At 74.0% G+C, this 19,680-nt stretch carries 11 protein-coding genes; 6 read left to right on the forward strand and 5 right to left on the reverse strand.

Annotated features, from left to right (window positions below):
* Positions 1-87 precede the first annotated feature (87 nt).
* Positions 88-1,782, forward strand: a complete 1,695-nt coding sequence (locus WMF17_RS15065) for a hypothetical protein (RefSeq protein WP_437650101.1) — start codon at positions 88-90, stop codon at positions 1,780-1,782.
* 187 nt (positions 1,783-1,969) lie between these two features.
* Here WMF17_RS15065 and WMF17_RS15070 read toward each other — a convergent pair whose 3' ends face one another.
* The 3 genes from WMF17_RS15070 to WMF17_RS15080 form a co-directional block, all read right to left on the reverse strand.
* Complete coding sequence (locus WMF17_RS15070; RefSeq protein WP_437650103.1) at positions 1,970-4,414, reverse strand: hypothetical protein; 2,445 nt, start codon at positions 4,412-4,414, stop codon at positions 1,970-1,972.
* Positions 4,415-4,521: 107 nt separating this feature from the next.
* Positions 4,522-5,136, reverse strand: coding sequence for a hypothetical protein (locus tag WMF17_RS15075; RefSeq protein WP_437650105.1), 615 nt, complete (start codon positions 5,134-5,136; stop codon positions 4,522-4,524).
* A 14-nt stretch (positions 5,137-5,150) separates the two neighbouring features.
* Entirely contained in the window at positions 5,151-6,530 is a 1,380-nt protein-coding gene (locus WMF17_RS15080; RefSeq protein ID WP_437650107.1) for a hypothetical protein, read from the reverse strand.
* Between the two features lie 349 nt (positions 6,531-6,879).
* Here WMF17_RS15080 and WMF17_RS15085 point away from each other — a divergent pair, with 349 nt between their 5' ends.
* Genes WMF17_RS15085 through WMF17_RS15095 form a run of 3 tightly spaced genes read left to right on the forward strand, consistent with a single transcriptional unit; the run spans position 6,880 to position 11,853 of the window.
* Positions 6,880-8,505 carry a DUF1592 domain-containing protein gene (locus tag WMF17_RS15085; protein WP_437602768.1) on the forward strand — a complete coding sequence of 542 codons (1,626 nt, stop codon included), beginning with the start codon at positions 6,880-6,882 and terminating at the stop codon, positions 8,503-8,505.
* On the forward strand, positions 8,502-9,866 hold the full coding sequence (locus tag WMF17_RS15090) for a DUF1552 domain-containing protein (RefSeq protein WP_437602769.1): 1,365 nt from the start codon (positions 8,502-8,504) through the stop codon (positions 9,864-9,866). The genes WMF17_RS15085 and WMF17_RS15090 overlap by 4 nt, the downstream gene beginning before the upstream one ends.
* A 58-nt stretch (positions 9,867-9,924) precedes the next feature.
* Positions 9,925-11,853, forward strand: a complete 1,929-nt coding sequence (locus WMF17_RS15095) for a L,D-transpeptidase (protein ID WP_437650108.1) — start codon at positions 9,925-9,927, stop codon at positions 11,851-11,853.
* Between the two features lie 159 nt (positions 11,854-12,012).
* Here the strand turns inward: WMF17_RS15095 and WMF17_RS15100 are convergent, their stop codons facing one another.
* On the reverse strand, positions 12,013-12,732 hold the full coding sequence (locus WMF17_RS15100) for a hypothetical protein (protein WP_437602771.1): 720 nt from the start codon (positions 12,730-12,732) through the stop codon (positions 12,013-12,015).
* On the opposite strand from WMF17_RS15100, the gene WMF17_RS15105 reads away from it, so the two are divergent.
* Together WMF17_RS15105 and WMF17_RS15110 are read left to right on the forward strand one after the other, a co-directional pair.
* Positions 12,715-13,575 (forward strand): hypothetical protein, encoded by an 861-nt coding sequence (locus WMF17_RS15105; protein ID WP_437650110.1) that lies wholly within the window; start codon positions 12,715-12,717, stop codon positions 13,573-13,575. The genes WMF17_RS15100 and WMF17_RS15105 overlap by 18 nt on opposite strands.
* Positions 13,576-13,852: 277 nt before the next feature.
* Entirely contained in the window at positions 13,853-17,461 is a 3,609-nt protein-coding gene (locus WMF17_RS15110; RefSeq protein ID WP_437650112.1) for a protein kinase domain-containing protein, read from the forward strand.
* A gap of 39 nt (positions 17,462-17,500) precedes the next feature.
* Here the strand turns inward: WMF17_RS15110 and WMF17_RS15115 are convergent, their stop codons facing one another.
* Positions 17,501-19,504 (reverse strand): PAS domain S-box protein, encoded by a 2,004-nt coding sequence (locus WMF17_RS15115; RefSeq protein WP_437650114.1) that lies wholly within the window; start codon positions 19,502-19,504, stop codon positions 17,501-17,503.
* Positions 19,505-19,680 lie beyond the last annotated feature (176 nt).

The following is a 19,680-nucleotide window of genomic DNA, read 5'->3' on the forward strand; positions in this document are numbered from 1 at the left end:
GCGCGCCGCGCGGTTTTGATCGGTTCGACCGGGGCGTGATACGCTCGGGCCCCCTCTTCACGAGCCTCGCCTGGAGCGACGATCCGTTTGAACCGGCAAGACGCTGAGCCCTCCGAGAACCGGCTTTCTTTTCCCTGGCGCTCCTTCCGCCGCGGCCTCTTCCGGGAGGCGGTCGGGCGCGCGCGGCGCCCGTGGGCACGCATCGCCGGTGCTGCGCTGGCGCTGGCGCTGGCGGTGAGCCCGGGCGTCGCGTTCGCCCAGGCGGCGGCGCTGCTCGACGAGGGCAAGGCGCTGATGAAGAAGGGCAAGCTCGCGGAGGCGTGCCCCAAGATCGAGGAGAGCTACCGGCTGAGCCCGCGATCGGCCACGCTCCTCGCGCTCGCCACCTGCCACGAGAAGCAGGGCAAGCTCGCGACCGCCTGGTCCGAGTACATCGATCTCGGCGCCGCGGCCCGCAAGGAGGGCAACAAGCGCCTCGAGGCCGACGCCAAGGCGCGGGGAGCGAGGCTCGAGCCGCGGCTCCCGCGGCTCACGGTGAATGTGTCGCGGGCCGCCGCCGTCGAGGGGCTCGAGGTGACGCTCGATGGGGCGCCGCTCGACAGCTCGATCTGGGGCCAGGCCCGGCCGATCGACCCCGGTGCGCACAAGGTGAGCGCGAGCGCCCCCGGCAGAAAGACGTGGGAGGGCTCGGTCTCGATCAAGCGGGGCGAACGGAAGGCCGTGGCGGTTCCGGCGCTCGCCAAGGACGGCTCGGCGGCGCCAGAGCCCGCGCAGGCGGAGGCGGCGCCCGCGAGGGAGGCGGCAGCGCCGGCGGCCGCGGCGCCGGAGAAGGGCGCGGCCGGGCCAGGGAAGGGCGCGCCAGCGCCGGGGCCAGGAAAGGGCACCGCGGGGACCGGGAAGGGCGCGGCGGCCGGGGCAGGGAAGGGCGCGGCGGCCGGGGCAGGGAAGGGCGCGGCGGCCGGGGCAGGGAAGGGCGCGGCGGCCGGGGCAGGGAAGGGCGCGGCGGCCGGGGCAGGGAAGGGCGCGGCGGCGCCGGAGCAGGCCGCTGCGGACCCGGAGGCGTCCGCGCAGCCCGAGGCGCCTCCCTCGGCCGAGGCGCCGGAGTCGACCCAGGGCCCCTCGCCGGGACATTCCGGGAGCTTCGTGCTCGAGGTCGGCGCGGCCGGCGGCCTGCTGGTCGGGCTGATGGACTCCGGCAGCTTCGGCGATCTGAGCGCCTATTCGTACAGCTACAACATCCCGGAGGGGGAGCTCATCGCGCCCTGCAACGACGACGTCTGCCACGCCAGCTTCGACCCGGCATTCGGGCCGTTCGCCGGTGGTCAGGCCTTCGTCGGGGTCGCGCTCTCCGAGCAGCTGCACCTCGGCGCCCGGGCGCTCGGCGGCTACCGGTTCGGCGGCGGCTACCTGCTGGTCGGCGGCCCGTCCGCCTCGATGCGCTTCGGGCGTCTCTGGCTCGGCCTCACGGGGCTCGTCGGCATGGTGGGGCAGGAAGCGAAGGTCACCGGCGTGAAGGGGGAGATCCCCTCCGAGTTCGTCGACCTCAACTACGGCCGGAGCGAGGTCGACGTGACCGCGCGCGAGGGCAGCCTCCCCGAGACCGCGCTCGTCGAGACGCTCGCGTTCGGCGGCAGCGTCGAGGTGTCGCTCGTGCTCGCGGATCTGCCGAGCTCGAGCTGGACGTCGGGGGCGCTCCTGCTGAGCGCCTGGCCGACGTTCATGAAGGGGCTCGACGGCTTCGTGATCGCCGCGCCGGTGGGCCTCGGTTACCGCTTCTATTGAGCGGCGCCGTCACGCCGGCGGGCGTCCCCCCACGCGGCGCTGCACGCCGGCGGGCGTCCCCCCACGCGGCGCTGCACGCCGGCGGGCGTCCCCCCACGCGGCGCTGCACGCCGGCGGGCGTCCCCCCACGCGGCGCTGCACGCCGGCGGGCGTCCCCCCACGCGGACCGCGACCACCAGCCGCTCGGCTATCCCGCCTTCTCCGCGCGCCGCCGCCGGGCGCGCCGCGGCTCGCTCCGGGCGCCGTCGCCGTGGGTGGACGGCTCGGGCTGCGGCGCGAACCCGATCGCCGCGAGCTCCTTCTCGCCGATCACGTCGCCCTTGGCCACGAGCGCCGCGCGGAGGAGGACGGCGCCCATCTCGGCGTCGTTGCCGGGCCACGGATGGTCGAGCACGGCCTGCAGCGCGCGCAGATCGAGGCCGAACGGCCGGCCCCGCAGCCGGACGCCGATGCGCGCGAGGTGGTCCAGCGAGAGCGCCCGGAGGTCCTCGCCGCGCGACGACAGCGAGGGCAGCGCGACCGCCCGGTCGCCGAGCCGGTCGGCGAGCCGCTCGCTCATCTGGCCGGTCGCCACCAGCGCGTCGACCGTCTGAGGCACCGCCACGACGAGCTTCACGTCGTCCGGCAGCGCCGCGCCGAGGTAGCTCTGCACCTCGGCCGGCAACGCCTGGGCGTCGAGGACGAGCAGCGTCCCCCCCTTCGCCGCCTCGATCGGCGAGCTGTCCGGATCGCGCCACAGGGCGAGCGCGGGCGGCGTCTCCTCGGAGCCCGAGGACCCGGCGCCGCCCGCGCGCTCCGAGGAGGCGCCCCGCGCCTGCGCGAACGCCTGCGCGAACCCCTCGGGGACAGGCGCCGCGCCGTCGACGATCGCCAGCGGGCCGCCCGCCCGCGCCGACGACAGGTGGACGACGGCGCCCCACGCCACCGCGTCGATCCCGGGCGCCGTCAGCAGCGTGACCGGGCCGCCCGCCGCGCCGAGCCGCTCCAGCTGCTCGATCGCCGCGCGCGCAGCGGGGCTGTAGGCCGCGGCCCGCGCCGGCCGCGCGAGCAGCGCCGCGATCGCGCGGAACCGCCCCGCGCCCTGCGTCACGGCGCGCGTGAGTCGCCTCACTTCGCCCGCGCGCGCCTCGGCCTCGCGGCGGGCGGCGACCTCACGGCCGCGCGACCCCGACAGCATCGCCGACACAGCGATCACCGCGCCGAGCCGGTCGGCGACCGCGCGCAGGCCGCTCACCTCCTCCAGCGTCATCGGCGACGCGCGCCGGCCCCGCGGGATCGCGAGCGCCCCGATGGGCCCCTCCGCGTCGTTCACCAGGGCGACCACGCCGATGTCGCGCTCGGCAAGCCAGGCGAGCAGCGGGCGCACCTCCGGACGCCGGACCTCGACCGCCTCGGCCGCCTCGACGCGCAGGACGCGCTCCGGCTCGATCTGAGCGAGCTCGATGAGGCGCGGCGGCACCTCCGCAGGCGCGGTGTGCGCGTAACCCGCGCGATCGACGGTCACCCGCTCGGGCGGCGAGAGCAGGTACAGCGCCGGCGGAGCCTGCCCGGCGGTGCCCGCGTCGGACGCGTCGCGCAGGGCGGCGAGCGCCGTCTCCAGCGCCGCCTCCGGCTCCGGGTTCATGGCCGCGCGCGTCGCGGCGTCGAAGGCGCCGAGCCAGCGCGCCCCCTCCGGCGCGAACCGGCGCGCGAGCGCCGGCGCGGCGAGCCCCGCGAGGGCGCAGAGCGCGCACGCGCCGAACACGGCGACGCCGACGGAGGACGGCGGCGCGCCGCGGAGCCCGAGATCGCCGCGCGGCGCCTCGTGCACCGCGTAGACCGCGAGGAGCGCCGGCGGGGTCGCGAGCGTCGCGATCGCGAGCGTGCGACGGAGCGCGCGCGAGACCTGCGCGGCGTCCGCGGCCACCGTGCAGAACGCGACGCAGACCGCCGCGACGGCGCTCGTGACGGGCAGGATCGACTCGGGCGGCGCGACGCCGACGAAGGCCGCCGCGAGGCCGACAGCGAGCGCGGTCGCCGAGAGCAGCAGCGCGGCCTCGACCCGGTCGGCGACGCCGAGCTCGATCCGCCGCGCGATGCGGACGCGCGCGATCGCCACGAGCATCACCGTGAGCGAGCCGAGCGACGCCGCGGACGTCGCGTAGGGCACGAGCAGCGGATCGAGGTCCGCCGCGCGCTCGGGCGCCACCGCCGAGACGGCGGGCAGGGCGACCGCGACGGTCCAGAAGAGCGAGGCGAACGCCGCGGCGTCGAGGCGCCGCGTGCTGGGCGGCGGCTCGAGCAGGCCGCCGAGGCCCGCGATGCGCGCGAGCCCGACCAGGGCGGCCATCGCCGCGGCCGCGGCGCCGAGGTTGCCGAGCGCGATCAGCGCGAGCCCGGTGGGGCCGCTCCGCGCGGCGGCGAGCATCGCGGCGCCGGTGAGGCAGACGGCGGCGGCGCTGCGGGCGGCCGGCTCGATCCGGTCCTCGCCGCGCGGCGGCCGCTCGACCCACCGGAAGCCGAGCGCGAGCAGCGCCGGCAGCCCGAGCAGGGCGAGCCACGCGGGCCCGTGGCCGCCGGACGCCCGGAGCGCGGCGAAGGCCGTGTAGGCGACGGCCGCCGCGGCGATCCAGAACGAGCGCCGGCGCAGCATTGCGGCGAGCGTAGCGTCTGGCCGAGGGGGCGCCAACGAGGCGGGCACGTCGATGGAACGACGCTCCGCCCGCGCCGCCGCCCGCGGCGTTCCGCTCCCTCAGCTCCTCACGGTTGGAGCGTCATGATCCAGTCGCGCACGCACGCGATCTGCTCTTCCATGAGCGCCGGTTGGTTCAACGGCATCCGGTTACCGCATTTATTGGCGGCCGTGATCTTCGTGTAGATCGAGCTCATGTCCGGCTGACCCGGCACGAGCACCGAGCCGCCGCACGACCCGGACGGCTGGTTCTTGAGCATCGTCTCGAACCCCGCCGTCAGGGCGAGGCCCGAGGCCCTCGTGGTCGCGTTGTGGCAGTTTGTGCCGCCGCACGTGCCGACGATCAGCGCCGGAACGTCGCCGCAATCCGGCCCGCCGCCGGTGGTCGCGGTGGTGGCCGCCGCCTCGCCGCCGGTGGTCGCGGTGGTGGCCGCCGCCTCGCCGCCGGTGGTCGCGGTGGTGGCGCTTGTGGCGCCGCCGCCGCCGCTGGTCGCGCCGGTCGTCGCAGCGGCCTCGCCGGTGCCCTGGCCATCGCCGGCGCCGGCCCCGTCGCCGCCGGCGGCGTACTCGTCCTTGAAGTCGTCGTCGAGGGTCCCCGCGCAGCTGGCGAGCAGCGCGGCGCCGCTCATCAGCGCGGCAGCTGCGAGCGCGGCGCGCCCGTGAAAGGAAGCGATGAACGTCACGTACTACCTCACTCTCAGTGGATGTAAGCCCCGGCGAGCCGGATTCCAAGGTACTGGTCGGTGGCCCCGCCCGCGGCGTAGGCGTCGGTGAGCTCGGGCTGGAACGACGAGAAGAACCGGGCGTACTCGAGGAGCAGCCGCGCCTCGATCCCTGTCGCGACGGGGATGAGGACCCCGGCCGTCGCGCCGATGCCCTGCACGCTTGCCCCGGTGAACCGGTCGTAGACCGGGCCGGACGAGAGCGGCATCAGGTAATCGGCGCCCAGGGCCAGCGCGACCGGGCCGACCGGCACGCGCGCGTCGAGGCCGACCCGGAAGATCGTGTAGGAGACGTTCGGAACCGTGTTGGCGAGCGCCCCCTGCGCGTCGATCTCGAAGGTCAGGAACCGGAGCCCGGCCGAGATCCCGAGCACCGACGACTCGCCGATCGACAGCCGCTGCCGCAGCCCGAGGTTGATGCGCTGGTAGGTCGTGCTGATCGGGTCGCCGTCGCCCACCGCCGAGTTGAGGCCGAGCGCCTGCGCGTACCCGGCGGTGATCCCGAGGCCCTTGAGCACCGAGATGTCCGTCCCCGCGAGCGGGTACAGCTCTCCGGAGAGCGACAGCGCCGGCTGACCGAAGACGCCGTAGGGCCGGAGGTTCTGCGAGAGGGGATCGGAGTAGTCGAACCAGCGGCCGACGAACTCGAGGCCGAGCTCGACCGAGAAGAGCGCCGAGCGGACGTCGTTGCGCGTGCGCTTCGCGCCCCCGTCGTCCTTCTCGTCCTCGTCTGCCTTCTTCTCGCCGTCGCCGTCGCCGTCGCCGCCCTCGCCGCCGTCGCCGTCCTTCTTGTCCTCCTCGACGGCGGGCGGGGGCGCGATCTGCGCCAGCGTCGGGCCGAGCAGATCTTCCAGCGCCCTCTTGCGCTCGTCCCTCGAGCCGCCCAGCGGCACCGCGCTGTCCACCTCGAGGTCGCCGGCGTTCTGGTCCACGTAGACGAGGTGGACCTCTTTCTTCTTCTTCTTGTTCGTCCGCGAGACGCCGTAGATCACCCCCTCGACCTTCGCGGCCTTGCCTGCCTTGCGAATGCGGTCGAGGGCCTTCTTCCGCTGGGCCTTGCTCACCAGGGCGTCCCCGACGGGCTTGGTCTGGCCGGCGCCCTTCAGCGACTTCGAGAACGCGGCGGGCTCGACGACCTCCAGCGTCTCCGGAACGAAGGAGAGAATGTCGTCGCGGATGGCATCCGCGTTGGGCCCCTCGATGTGAACCGCGATCGACGTCGACGCCTTGGGGGCGGCGAGCACGACGGGCGAACCCGCGAACGTGGCTACGGTCGCGGCGGAGAGCCCGAGGAGGATCCTCCCGCAGAGGCTCAAAGAGAGAGATAGCGTGGTGAACCGGGTGCGCTTGCGCACGGGCCTTTGGGGGGAGGTTGCGGCGTCAACTGAAGCTTGCACGCGCGCGAGCCTACAGGCGATGTCATGACAGAATCCAGCGTCTTTCGAGGGGCTCAGCATTCTTTCGAGCGACACGCAGTGTCGGTAGGAGACTCCGCTACAACCGGATTCCGAAGGCTCGCCGCGTCGCGGCCCGGCTTTCGCGACTGGCTTCAATGGAGTAAGAAAAGTCGTCGCACGATGCGCGGCGCCGCAACGCAACGCAAACCAGCGCGTCCCAGGCAGGGGGCAGATGGATCGGTCAAGAGGACGGCATCCCCGCGCGAAGCGCGGCCCCGGTGGCTGGCTGGGGCCCGCGACGATCGTCGTGACGGCGGCAGCCGCCTGCTCCGGCAGGCCCGTCGCCGGAACGGCGGACGAGCCTACGCGCTGCGCGGAGATCCGGCCGGGCGCCTCGCCGCTCCGTCGGATGACGCGCTTCGAGTACAATAACACGATCCGGGATCTCCTCGGCGATGACAGCGCGCCGGCCGACGCCTTCGTGATCGAGGAGGAGGCGCTCGGGTTCAACAACCAGGCGGCGGCGCTCGGCGTCACCGCGCTCCTCGGCGAGCAGCTCATGAAGGCCTCCGAGAAGATCGCGGAGCGCGCCGTCCGGGATCTCGAGAGGCTCCTCGAGGGGTGCGACCCGGCGGTGCAAGGGCCCGAGGTGTGCGCCGACGAGCTCATCGCGCGTTTCGGCAAGCGCGCGTTCCGCCGGCCCCTCGCGCCGCTGGAAGGCGAGCGGTTCGCGCGGCTCTTCGCCTGGGGGAACGACGAGCACGGCTTCTCGACCGGCGTCGAGCTCGTGATCCAGGGGATGCTCCAGTCGCCGCACTTCCTCTACCGTGTCGAGCTCGGCATGCCGGACCCGGTAGGGGACGGCGTGGTGCCGCTCTCCGATCACGAGATCGCCTCGCGGCTCTCGTACCTGCTCTGGGGCTCGATGCCCGATGACGCGCTGTTCGTCGCGGCCGACGCGGGCGAGCTCCGCACCGCCGAGCAGATCGCCGCGCACGCCCGCCGCCTGCTCGAGGAGCCGCGCGCCCGCGCCGCGGTCGCGAACTTCCATGCGCAATGGCTGCAGCTGTCGAACATCGACACCCTCACCAAGGACACGGCGGTCTACCCGGGCTTCCACGCCGGGCTCCCGGCGCTCTTCCGGGCGGAGACCGAGGCGTTCCTCGAGCACGTCGTGTTCGAGGACGCGGCCGGCGACGTGGCGACCCTGCTGACGGCGCCTTACTCGCTGATGAACGCCGAGCTCCGCGCGTTCTACGGGCTCCCGGCCCCGGCGGGCGGCGCCGGGGCGCCGGGCGAGCTCGCGATCGTGCCGCTCGATCCGGCGCAGCGCGCCGGCTTCCTCACCCACGCGAGCCTGCTCTCGGTGCTCGCGAAGCCGAACCAGTCCTCGCCCGTTCACCGCGGCAAGTTCGTCCGCGAGCGGCTGCTCTGTCAGACCTTGCCGCCTCCGCCGCCCGACATCGACATCCAGCCACCCGAGGTGCGGGGCGGGATCCCGACCCGCAGGCGGTTCGAGCGCCACGCGGAGGACCCGAGCTGCTCGAGCTGCCACCGGCTCATGGATCCGATCGGCTTCGGGTTCGAGCGCTACGACGGGATCGGCCTCTACCGCGAGGTCGACGAGGGCGTCCAGGTCGACGCGAGCGGCGAGATCGCCGGGAGCCGCGGCACGGATGGACCCTTCGACGGGGCGGTGGAGCTCGCGCACCGCCTCGCCGAGAGCGACGAGGTGCGCCAGTGCGTCGCGACGCAGTGGTTCCGCTTCGGCCATGGCCGCGCCGAGCAGGCGGAGGACGAGTGCAGCATGAACCAGATCCAGGAGGCGTTCGCCGAGGGCGGGTACAGCATCAAGGCGCTGCTCGTGGCGCTGACCCAGACGGACGCGTTCCGCTACCGCCGCAGGGGGCCGGGCGCGTGGGGTGAGCCGTGAGCGGCGCCGCGCGGCATCGCGCGTCGAGGAGGCGCCTCGACCGACGCACCTTCCTGCGCGGGGCCGGAGGGCTCGCCCTCGCGCTGCCCTTCCTCGACGCGATGGCCGGCTCGGCGAGCGCCGTCGATTTCCCGAAGCGGTTCGTCGTCTTCTTCACGGGCCTCGGCACGGTCAAGAACGCCTGGCAGCCGATCGGGACCGAGACGTCGTTCGAGCTCGGTGAGATCCTCGCCCCGCTCTCGCCCTACCGGGACAAGCTGCTCGTCATCGAGGGCATCGACATGGAGTCCGCCCACCACGGGCCGGGCGACTCCCACCAGCAGGGCATCGGACAGGCCCTCACCGGCACGGAGCTCCAGGAGGGGACGCTCTTCCCGTACGCCTGCGATCCGGCCGCGCGCGTCGGCTGGGGCGGCGGCATCTCGGTCGACCAGTTCCTCGCCGCGAAGCTCGGCGAGCGCACGAAGCTCTCGTCGCTCGAGCTCGGCGTCCAGGTCCAGTACGCCAACGTCTCGTCGCGCGTCTCGTACCTCGGCCCGGGCCAGCCGGTCCCGCCCGAGGACGACCCGCGCGCGGCGTTCGACCGGCTCTTCCTGGATCTCAGCGCCGACCCGGCGGACCTCGAGCGGCGGCGCGCCCTGCGCCGCCGGGTGCTCGGCAGCGTCATGGAGGACTACGGCTCCCTCGCGAGGACGCTGGGCGGCGAGGATCGACAGAAGCTGGAGCAGCACCTCGACGCGGTGAGCGAGATCGAGAAGCGCCTCGACGCGCCGGGGCTCCTCGGCGGCGCGTGCGCGCTGCCGGAGCTGGGCGAGCCGCTCGACGTCTACGCGAACGACGACTTCCCTGCGATCGGGAGGCTGCAGGCCGACCAGCTCGCGATGGCGCTCGCCTGCGATCTCACGCGGGTCGCGTCCATCCAGTGGAGCGCGACGCAGGCCGGGAAGGTGTTCACGTGGCTGGGCCAGTCGGACACGCACCACGCGCTCTCGCACTCGAGCCTGGGCGACGCGGACAAGCAGCGGCAGCTCATCGACATCGGGCGCTGGCAAGCGGAGCAGCTCGCGTACCTCCTCGGGAAGCTCGACGCGGTCCAGGAGGGCACGGGCACGCTCCTCGACAACACGCTCGTCCTCTGGTGCACCGACATCGCGCAGGGGCAGAGCCACGCGCGGCGCGACATGCCGTACGTGATCGCCGGCGGCGCCGGCGGGGCGCTCCGGACCGGGAGGTACCTGCGCTACGAAGGCGACCCCCACAACAATCTGCTCGTGACGCTGTGCAACGCGATGGGCGTGGACGTGTCGACGTTCGGCAACCCCGCGTACTGCACGGGTCCGCTGCCGGGCCTCCTGGCCTGAGCGCCGGGCGGGTGTTTTGGGCTTTTCGTCGCGCCCCGTTTTTGGCAAGTAGGCCCGCATGGGCGGCCTGCTGTCTTCCGGGAAGCCTCGCTGTGCGTCGCGGTCGATGCGCGCGGCGCGCCTCGTTCTTCGTCTCGCTCGTCTCGCTCGTCTCGCGCGCGCCGCGGCGCTCACGGGGGCGGTGTGCGGGGCGGGCGCGTGCAAGAAGCCCGCGGACGCGCCGGCGGACGCCGTGGCCGACGACGCGGGCGCGGAGGCGGCCGCCGCAGCGCTCACGGCCGCCGCGGGGGAGCCGGCGCCCGCGGTGACGGCGTGGCCGCCGAGCGACAAGCCGCTGCTCGGGATCACCGGCTTCGTGGCGACCGTCTACAAGGAGCCACGCGACACGTCGAAGAAGCTCGGCTACCTGCGCGTCGGCTCCAGGGTGCCCCGCGCCGCCGAGCCCGCCGGCACCGCCGGCTGCCCGGGCGGCTGGTACGCGATCGAGCCCCGCGGCTTCCTCTGCGTCGGCCAGGACGCGACGCTCGATCTCGACGACCCCCTGCTGAAGGCCGCCGGCCCCGGGCCGAACCTGAGGGCCGCGCTCCCGTACCGGTACGCCTTCGTCCGCGCCGTGCTGCCGCTCTACCTGCGCGTGCCCACCGCCGAAGAGCAGCGCAAATCCGAGTTCAAGCTCGACGAGCACCTCTCGTGGTTCGAGGAGAACAAGGCGACCGTGCAGCGGGTCATCCTCGGCGCGAACGACGTGGCGATCGACGCGCGCGGCGTGCCGCTGCCAGGCAAGCGGATCGGCGAGCTCGGCCTCGGGAAGAACTCGCTCGAGCTCGGCGAGGGCGCCCTGCTCGGCGCGGAGGGGGACAGCGACCCGATCCCGTTCTGGCTGGAGGGCGGCAAGCGCCTCATCCGCAACATCAGCGACTTCAAGGTGCCGGACTACGCGGTGTTCGCCGATCGCGCGCGGCGCTTCACCGGCCTGTCGCTGATCGGGTCGTTCCCGACCGGACCGGAGTCGCTGAACCGGCGGTTCGCGATCACGACCGATCTCCGGCTCGCGCCCGCCACGAAGATCAAGCCCGACACGGGCTCTCCCTGGCACGGCGTCGAGCTGAACGAGCAGCTCACGCTGCCGCTCGCGTTCGTCCGGGCGCGGAACGCTCGCGACGTCCAGATCCAGGGGGACAAGGCCACGCCGGGCAAGGAGCTCCCGTTCCGCGACGTCGTCCCGCTGACCGGGCGGATGCGCCGGATCGAAGGGGTGAAGTACTACCGCACGAAGGATCAGCGGTACGTGAGCCAGCTGGACGTCGGGCTCGCGGTCGCCCCGTCCGTGTGGCCCCAGGTCGCCGAGAAGGGCGAGAAGTGGATCGAGGTCTCGATCACGCACCAGACGCTCGTGCTCTGGGAGGGCAAGCGCCCCATCTACGCCACGCTGGTCTCGACAGGCCAGGCGGGGGTGGCCGACCCCAAGACCACGACCGCCACGGTGCGCGGCACCTTCCGGATGCGCAACAAGCACATCACGGCGACGATGGACTCGAACGAGTCGTCGAGCGTCGGCGGCCGCGCGGACACGACCGCCGACGCGCCCTCCGCGTCGCGCGGCGCGAAGCCGGACAAGGGCGGCTCGTCGAAGGAGCGCTCGTCGAAGAAGCCGGGCGCGAGCGCGGCGGCGAAGCCCGAGGCGGGCCAGAAGGCGGCCCCCCGCAAGGGCGACGGGGAGTACGGCGTCACGCGGCGTCGCGGCGAGGGGACCTACGCCCTCAAGGACGTGCCGTACATCCAGTACTTCGCGAGCGGCTACGCGCTCCACGCCGCATACTGGCACGACGTCTTCGGCACGCCGCGCAGCCACGGCTGCATCAACCTGTCGCCCGTCGACGCCCACCGGGTGTTCCTGTGGACCGAGCCCCCCGTGCCGCCGGGGTGGCACGCCATCAACACAGGCGAAGAGCTGGGCGAGGGTACCACCATCATCATCCATGAGTGAGGCGGTCACCCGCTTCGGATACGGGCCCATCTCGACGTTTTCGGTGCTCGGCGTACAGAAGTACGCCTCCGCGCCGAAAACGCCGATCTGGGCCCGTCTCCTGTGCGGGTGACCGCCGCGGGGCGCCGTCGGGATTAAGAGGGAGGGATGGGGGACGGCTTAGCGGCGGGGCGGGGCGGTGTGGAGGAGGTCGTCCAGGGCGTCGTCGGCGGAGGGGGTGAGGGTGTCGAGGAGCGCGGCGAGGTGGTCGTGCTGCTCGGGGGTGAAGGGGGGCATGCCGAAGCGGGCGCGCACGCCGGAGAGGCGTAGGGTGAGGCCGGCGCCGTGCTGGTAGCCGGCGATCCAGGGGCCGCGGGCGAGCTCGTCGCAGATGTGACGGAGGCGCGCCTCGAAGGCGGGGCGATCGGTGAGCGCGGCGGTGGGGGAGGGGGCGCGCCGGTCGAAATGATGGAGCGAGGCGGCGGCCTCGGTGGGCGCGCCGGCGATGGCCGTGAGGCCGGCGCGGAGGTCGTCGAGGAGGGGCGCGAGGCCGGTCCGGCGCACGAGCGCGCCGTCGAGACACATCTCCCAGAGCACGTGGGCGAACAGCGCCAGCCGCGGCGCGCCGAGCGCGGCGCCGCGCAGCGCCTCGGAGAGGCGGCGCTCCCCCTCCACGAAGACGGGGGCGGCGTGGAACCAGCGGTCGAGGGCGACGTGGTGATCGATGCCGGCCAGCACCTCGGCGAGGCAGGTCGTCGGGGCGTCGGGGCGCTCGGGCGCGCGCGCGGGCTTCACGCGCCGGTCCGCCATGCGCCAGAGGTCAGGGAGCATCGCGCCCGCGCCGGCGGCGACCGAGCCGAGGTCGCGCGCGGCGAGGTGCCGATGAAGCAGGAAGTTCATGCGTTCAGGATGGCGCCGCCGCCCGCGGCGGTCGACGGTGAACGGATGCAGCGCGGTCTCCCTCGCCTCTCGCTCTTCGAGTGGAACGATTCGCCGTGGTCTCCCGGTCCGCTGCGCGAGCTCATCATCGAGTCGCTGAGCCGGACGATCCGGTGGGGCGGCATGCTGCGCGGCCTGATCGCGCCGTTCCGGCGCTTCCTCGCCGCCTCGGGGGCGACAGAGGTCATCGAGCTCGGCGCAGGCGCGGCCGGGCCGTCGGAGGTGCTCATCGACGAGCTCCTCCGCGCGGGCGCGACGCCGCCGCGCTTCGTGCTCACCGATGTCCTGCCGCAGCCGGAAGCGTGGGCGGCAGCCGCCGCGCGGCACCCGTCGCTCGTCGCCTTCGAGCCCTCGCCGGTGGACGCGACGCGCATCCCGCGGGCGCTCGCCGAGGGCCGCGCGCGGCTGATGATCAACGCCTTCCACCATTTCTCTCCCGAGCTCGCGCGGGCGATCCTGGCGGACGCGGCGCGCGGCTCGTCCGGCATCTTCCTGTCCGAGGGGTTCGAGCGGAACCCGCTGGGGTTCTTGCCCATGGTGCCGGTCGGCGTCGCCGCGCTCGCCGCGAACCCGCTGCTCACGCGCCGATCCCGGGCCGCCAAGGCGTGGCTCACGTGGGCGACGCCGATCGCCGCGGCGGCCAGCGTGTGGGACGGCGTGGTGAGCACGCTCCGCGTCTACACCGAGGCCGAGCTGCGGGAGATGGTCGCCCCGCTCGGCGGCTCGTTCCGGTGGGAGTACGGCACCTATGAATTCCCGCTCTGTGGCAAGGGCTATTACTTCTTCGGCGTCCCTGCGGCGTGAGCTGCGCGAGCCCTGGCCCCGTGGTCGATCTCAACACGAGCTCAACACGAGGGGGGTGAGGTGCTCACCTTCACGGGCGACGAGGATCTCTTCACCTTCATCACCCGCTGATCTTCTCGGACGCCGTGCCAGCCACACCGCCGTCCATCTCCCCACCGTCACTGCCCCCGCGTGGCCCCTCCTCGCCGGCCCCAGCGGTCCGGGCCCGCGACTTGCGCCGGCCGTTGCCTCTGCCTCTCTTGCTCGTGGTTCGTCGCAGCAGGTAGCCTAGGTAACGATGCAGGCCAGCGACCCGTTCGGCTGGGTGGGGTCGATCATCGACGGTCAGTTCGCTGTCGAGGCGCTGGCGGGCGAGGGCGCGTTCGGCGTCGTCTACCGGGCCCGGCACCTCGGCTTCGACGCGCCGGTCGCCGTCAAATGCCTCAAGATCCCGACGGGCCTGGGCCCTGAGCCGCAGGACGCCTTCCTCGCCAAGTTCCGCGAGGAGGCGCGCCTGCTCCACCAGCTCTCGCGCCGGACGATGGGCATCGTCCAGGCGCTCGACATCGGCGCTGCGGCCGCGCCGAAGGGGCCCTGGACGCCGTACATCGTCATGGAGTGGCTGGAGGGCGAGACGCTCGAGCACGACCTCAGGCGCCGCCGCGCCGAGAACCTGCCGCCGAGGAGCCTCGCCGAGGCGATCAAGCTCCTCGCGCCGGTCGCCTCCGCGCTCGCCGTCGCCCACGACGAGAACGTGTCCCACCGGGACGTGAAGCCGGCCAACCTGTTCCTGCTCGGCGACCGCATGAAGGTGCTCGACTTCGGCCTCGCCAAGGTCTTCTCCGAGACGCCGACGTTCGCCGAGGCGCTCGTCCAGACGGGACGAACGTTCCGCGCCTTCACGCCGCAGTACGGCGCGCCGGAGCAGTTCAGCCCGCGGTTCGGCGCCACGGGGCCATGGACCGACGTCTATGCGATGGCCCTCATCCTCGTGGAGGTCGCCAGCGGTCAGCCCGCCCTCTCCGGCAGCGACGTGATCCAGCTCTTCGTCGCGTCGAGCGACGAGTCGATCCGGCCGAGCTTCCGCGCCCGCGGGGTGAACGCGAGCGCCGACGTCGATGCGGTCCTCGGCCGGGCGCTCGCGATCAACCCCGCGCAGCGGTTCCACAACCTCGGCGAGATGTGGTCCGCCCTGGAGGCCGCCCAGCGCTCCAGCGTCGTCGTTGTGGCGCGCGACACCCTGCGCGCGCCCGGGTTCGGCCCGGACGGCGGCGCCGCGGACGACGACGCCGACAACGACCCCGACGGGCTGCTCGACTTCGCCGCCGTCCACCTGCCGCCGCTGCCTCCGCCGCCCGCGCTCTCGGTCCCGCCGCCGTCGCGGCCGCCGGCGTCGCGGCCGCAGCGGCGGCCGCCGGAGAGCAGCGGGGGCCGGGGGAGCGTCAGCCCGGATCGGAGCGCGCCGAGGGGCCGGGCCGGCGTCCCGTTCGAGGGCGGAGAGCACCGGGTCTGCACCGTCCTGTTCGCCGATCTCTCCGAGGCGAACGCGCTCTCGTCGCGGCTCGATCCCGAGGACGTCAAGGACGTGGTCGATCGCTGCTACCAGGCGCTCGCGGAGCACGTCGAGCAGATGCACGGGATCGTCGAGCGGCCCATCGGCGGGCGTGTCATGGCCGTCTTCGGCGTCCCCCGCTCGACCGACTGCGACGCGGAGCGGGCGATCGTCGCGGCGCTCGGCGCGCAGGCCGCGATCCCGCGCCTCGCGCTGCCGCGCGCGGCGCGCTCGTTCCGCCTCTCGGTGCGGATCGGGATCTCGACGGGGCGGGTGTTCGTCGGCGCCGCGAGCTCGGCGCGCCAGGATCTCGCGGTCCTCGGCGACGCGGTGGACGTCGCCGCGCGCCTGCAACAGCTCGCGCCGCGCGGCGCGATCGTGATCGGCCGCGACACCCACCGCCTCGTCCTCGGGCGCTTCCGGGTCGAGCCGATCGAGGCGAGCGCGGACTCCGGCGCGGTCCGGGCGGCGCCGGCGTCGCCGGTGCCCGCCGCTCGCGGCGCGGCGCTGCCGATCTACCGCGTGCTCGGCGAGGCCCCGCTCCATCGCGCGTTCGCGCCGGCCGAGTTCCACGGGCTCGCGACGCGGCTCGTCGGGCGCGGCGCGGAGATGCAGCGCCTGCGCGATCTCGTCGAGACCGCCTTCCACGAGCGGCGGCCGCGCCTCGTCACGCTGGTCGGCGCGCCCGGCGTGGGCCGGACACGGATGCTCGCCGAGCTCATCGCGGGCCTCGGCGACGGGCCGGCGTTCGGCGCGCCCTCGTCCGAGCGCGGCGCCGCGTCCTCCCCGTCCGAGGGGCTGTTCGTCCTCTCGGCGCAGTGCTCGGCGCTCGCGCGGGAGACGAGCTACGGGCTGGCCGGCGCGCTGCTCCGCCGCTGGTTCGGGATCCACGAGGCCGACCCGGCCCAGGTCATCCTGCGCAAGCTGCGCCGGGGCCTGCGCTGGCTCCGCCTGCGCACCGCGCGCGCCCGCGCCCGCGCCGAGCAGGAGGCCGCCGGCGCGGGGACCCGCGCTGCGCTGGGGGGCGCGTCGCCCATGGTGACCCGCGCGTCGACCATCCCCCTGCGAGGGCCGGTCAGCTCGACCGTGAGCGGGCGCAGGGCAGCCGGCGCGGTGCGGTACGAGGACGACGACGAGCTCGATCCATCCCCGTCGCTGGCGAGGTCGAGCGGATCGAGCGACCTCGAGGACATCCTCGCCCGGCTGGCGGCCATCCTGGGCGCGCGGCCTGCGCCTGCCGGGCTCCTCGAGGCCGCGGCGCGCGGCAGCGTGCTGGCGAAGCGCAGGATCGCCGCCGCGCTCGCGCAGCTCGTCACCTTCGCGCTCGAGCGGACGCCGATGGTGATCGTGTGCGACGACCTCCAGTGGGCCGACGACGCCACGCTCGACCTCATCGAGGAGCTCGTGGCGCACGCCGAGGGGCTGCCGCTCTGCGCGGTGTGCGCCGCGAGCCCCGAGCTCTACGAGCGCCGCCCGGACTGGGGCATCGCGAAGGAAGCCTACGTCCGCGTCGACGCGCTCCCGCTCGCGCGGCGGCACGCGGAGGAGATGATCCGGGATCGGCTCCGCGGCGTCTCGGAGCTCGACCCGGAGCTCGTGCGCGCGCTCGCCGAGCGCGCCGAGGGCAACCCGCGCACCGTCGAGGAGATGCTCCAGCTCCTCGTGGACGCCGGCGCGATCGATGTGCAGGACGGCGCCTGGCGCGTGCGCGAGGACGCGATCGGCACGCTGAGCCTGCCGCCGTCGGTGCACGGCGTCGTCCAGGCGCGCCTCGATCGCCTCGACGCCGACGCGCGCGGGCTCCTCGCCCAGGCGGCCGTCGTGGGCCGGACCTTCTGGGAGGGCGCGGTGGAGCGCCTCCGGAACGACGCCCCGCAGGCGCGCTCGCCGATGTCGAGCGAGCGCATCCTCGCCGAGCTCCAGGATCTCGACCCGCCGTTCTCGGTGCGGCACGGCGCCGGCGCCTCCACCGCCGAGCTGCTCGCGCGCCTGTGCGATCGCCAGCTGATCCGGCTCCGCACCCCCGCGTCGTTCCCCGGCGAGCGCGAGTACGTGTTCGCGGAGCACGCCACGTGCGAGGTCGCCTACGAGATGCTGAGCCTCAAGATCCGGCGGCGGATCCACCTGCTCGTCGCGGACTGGCTCGAGCACCGCGCCCCGGACGCGGTGGCGCGCGACGAGGGCGCGGCCCTCCTCGCGCACCACTACGATCGGGGCGGCGATCTGCGGGCAGCCGCGGCGGCGTACGACCGCGCCGTGGCGTACGCCGCGGCGATCGGCGAGGGCGCCGAGGCGGCGCGCCACGCGGCGCGAGCCCGTGAGCTTTACGACGAGCTCGCGGCCGACGAAGCGTAGACGCGCGCGGCGCGGGTTCGGGGCGGAGCCCCGAGGGAGCTACCGCGCCTTGCGCTGCACCTTCGGCAGGCGCGCGCCGGATACGCGCAGCGCGTGGCGCAGGGCGTCCTCCAGCTCGCCGAAGGTCTCGAAGGTCCGCGCGTCGCTGCCGAGCTCCACGATCGCCTGCGCGACCCGGGGGGAGATGCCCGAGATGAGGCAGCGGCTGCCGAGCAGGCTCGCGGCCCGGGCCACCTGGAACAGGTGGTCGACGGTCGGCGCGTCCACGTCCTCCACGCCGGTCAGGTCGAGCACGGCGAAGTGGGCCTGCGTGCGGACGACCTCCCCGAGCAGCTTCTCCATGATCTGCGTGGCCCGGCCGCTGTCGAGCGCACCGATGATCGGCAGCACGAGGACGCCCTCCCACGCCTGGATGATGGGCGTCGACAGCGCGCGGATCGCCTCCTGCTGCTGGCGCAGGACGCTCGCGGTCCGCTCGCGCTCGGCGTTCTCCTCGGCGAGCATCCGGTTCTTGCCTTCCAGCTCCTCGGCGTACGCCTCGAGGCGCTCGATCGACTGGCGCAGCTGGTCTTCGAGCCGCTTGCGGTCGGTGGTGTCCCGCATCGTCACGGCCACGCCGTCCTGGATCGGCACGACCTGGTGGTGCACCCAGGCGCCCGGGCGCGCCGGCTGGGCGGGCGGCGCGGGCAGGAAGATCTCCTCCGCGAGCGGCGTTCCCTTCCGGATGACGCGAAGGCACTTCTCGAGGAGGACGCCGGCCTCGACCGAGTGATCGAGCTCCGAGAGGCGCTGGCCGAGGAGCTGCTCGCGCTGCATCGACAGCATCGCCGCGGCGCGCGCGTTGAGGCCCGTGATCACGAGGTCGGCGATCTCCTCGCCCTCGTCGCGCCGGCACCTCATCGTGAGGAACGCGTCCATGCTGGCCTCGACGGCCGCGTGGAACCGCGCTTCGCTCTCCCGGCGCAGCTCCTCGGCGCGCCGGCGCTCGGTGATGTTCTCCGCCACGATGAGCACGTTCGTGACCTCGTCGGCACCCCGGATCGGGCTGACGTGGTTCGCGTACCACGCTCGCCCGCCGTTCATCCCGACGCCGACCACCTCGTAGTGCGCCCGGTCGCCCGTCCGGAGCACGGTCTCCAGCGCCTCCTTCACGGTGGCGTGGTACTCCGGCGACGTGAAATCGTGGAGGCTCCGGCCGACGAGGCTCTCCTGATCGATCCCCAGAGGAGTCCGGTTCACGGAGACGATCCGCGCGTCCTTGTCGACGACGGTCAGGACGTGCGGGATGCCCTCGTAGAGCGCACGCAGCTTCTCTTCGGACTCGCGGAGCGCCAGCTCGGCGCTCTTGCGCCGCGTCACGTCGCGGGCGACGAAGTAGACGAGCCCCTCGTCGAGCGCGAGCATCGCGTTCCACTCGAGCCACCGGTACGAGCCGTCCTTGCAGAGGAAGCGGTTCTCGTAGGTGAGCGTCTGCGCGCCGGTCGAGAACGTATCGGTCTCCGAGAGGGTGCGCGCCCTGTCTTCGGGGTGGATGAACTCGACGTACGGCCGGTCCATCAGCTCCTGGCGGCTGAACCCGAGCGTGCGCTCCCACGAGGGGCTGAGCTCCCTGAAGCGTCCGTCGAGCGTCGCGATGCCGAGCATGTCGACGGCGAGCGCGTAGAGGCGCCGTTGCTCCTTGTCCTCCTCGCGCACCACCGCGCGCAGGATCGTCCCCGTGCCCTCGGTGAGGGCGAGCCGGGCGAGCTGCGTGTCGGCCTGGATGAACCCGCCGCCCGGTCGCCCGTAGAGCCATCGAAACCGCTGCGGCTCGCCGCGGCTCGCCGCGTCGATCCGCTGCTTCAGGCCTTCCGCCGAGGCGTGTCCATCGGGCTGCAGGAGCGGCGAGAGGCCCGTGAATTCGCGCCCGAGCAGGCCCTCCGTTGGCCCGGCGAGCAGCCGCACCGCGCTCGGGTTGGCGTCGATCACGCGGCCGTTCTCGAGGAGGAGGAGCGCGTCCTCGGCCGCCTCGAACGCGGCCCGGTAGAGATCACGATGGCTCATCGTTGGCGCCGCCTGGCGCCGGGAGTGTCCTGCTGCCGCGTTGTCCTCTCGAGCTCGATCGCCAATCCGCACCTCGAGCGGCCGCCTGCTTCCCCCTCTGCCGCCGCCAACGGCCATTGTGCAGGAAGCCTCGGTGGAGATCGAGAACCATGAGCCCGCTCTGTGCGTCGCCGTCG

The sequence above is a fragment of the Sorangium sp. So ce362 genome, assembly GCF_051519845.1.
Lineage (GTDB): Bacteria > Myxococcota_A > Polyangia > Polyangiales > Polyangiaceae > Sorangium.

What these genes read in the sequence shown, in the direction of transcription:
- WMF17_RS15070 (WP_437650103.1), bottom strand. Translation starts at nt 4,414, where the DNA reads ATGCTGCGCCGGCGCTCGTTCTGGATCGCCGCGGCGGCCGTCGCCTAC.
- WMF17_RS15095 (WP_437650108.1), top strand. Translation starts at nt 9,925, where the DNA reads ATGGGCGGCCTGCTGTCTTCCGGGAAGCCTCGCTGTGCGTCGCGGTCG.
- WMF17_RS15105 (WP_437650110.1), top strand. Translation starts at nt 12,715, where the DNA reads ATGAAGCAGGAAGTTCATGCGTTCAGGATGGCGCCGCCGCCCGCGGCG.
- WMF17_RS15100 (WP_437602771.1), bottom strand. Translation starts at nt 12,732, where the DNA reads ATGAACTTCCTGCTTCATCGGCACCTCGCCGCGCGCGACCTCGGCTCG.
- WMF17_RS15110 (WP_437650112.1), top strand. Translation starts at nt 13,853, where the DNA reads ATGCAGGCCAGCGACCCGTTCGGCTGGGTGGGGTCGATCATCGACGGT.
- WMF17_RS15115 (WP_437650114.1), bottom strand. Translation starts at nt 19,504, where the DNA reads ATGAGCCATCGTGATCTCTACCGGGCCGCGTTCGAGGCGGCCGAGGAC.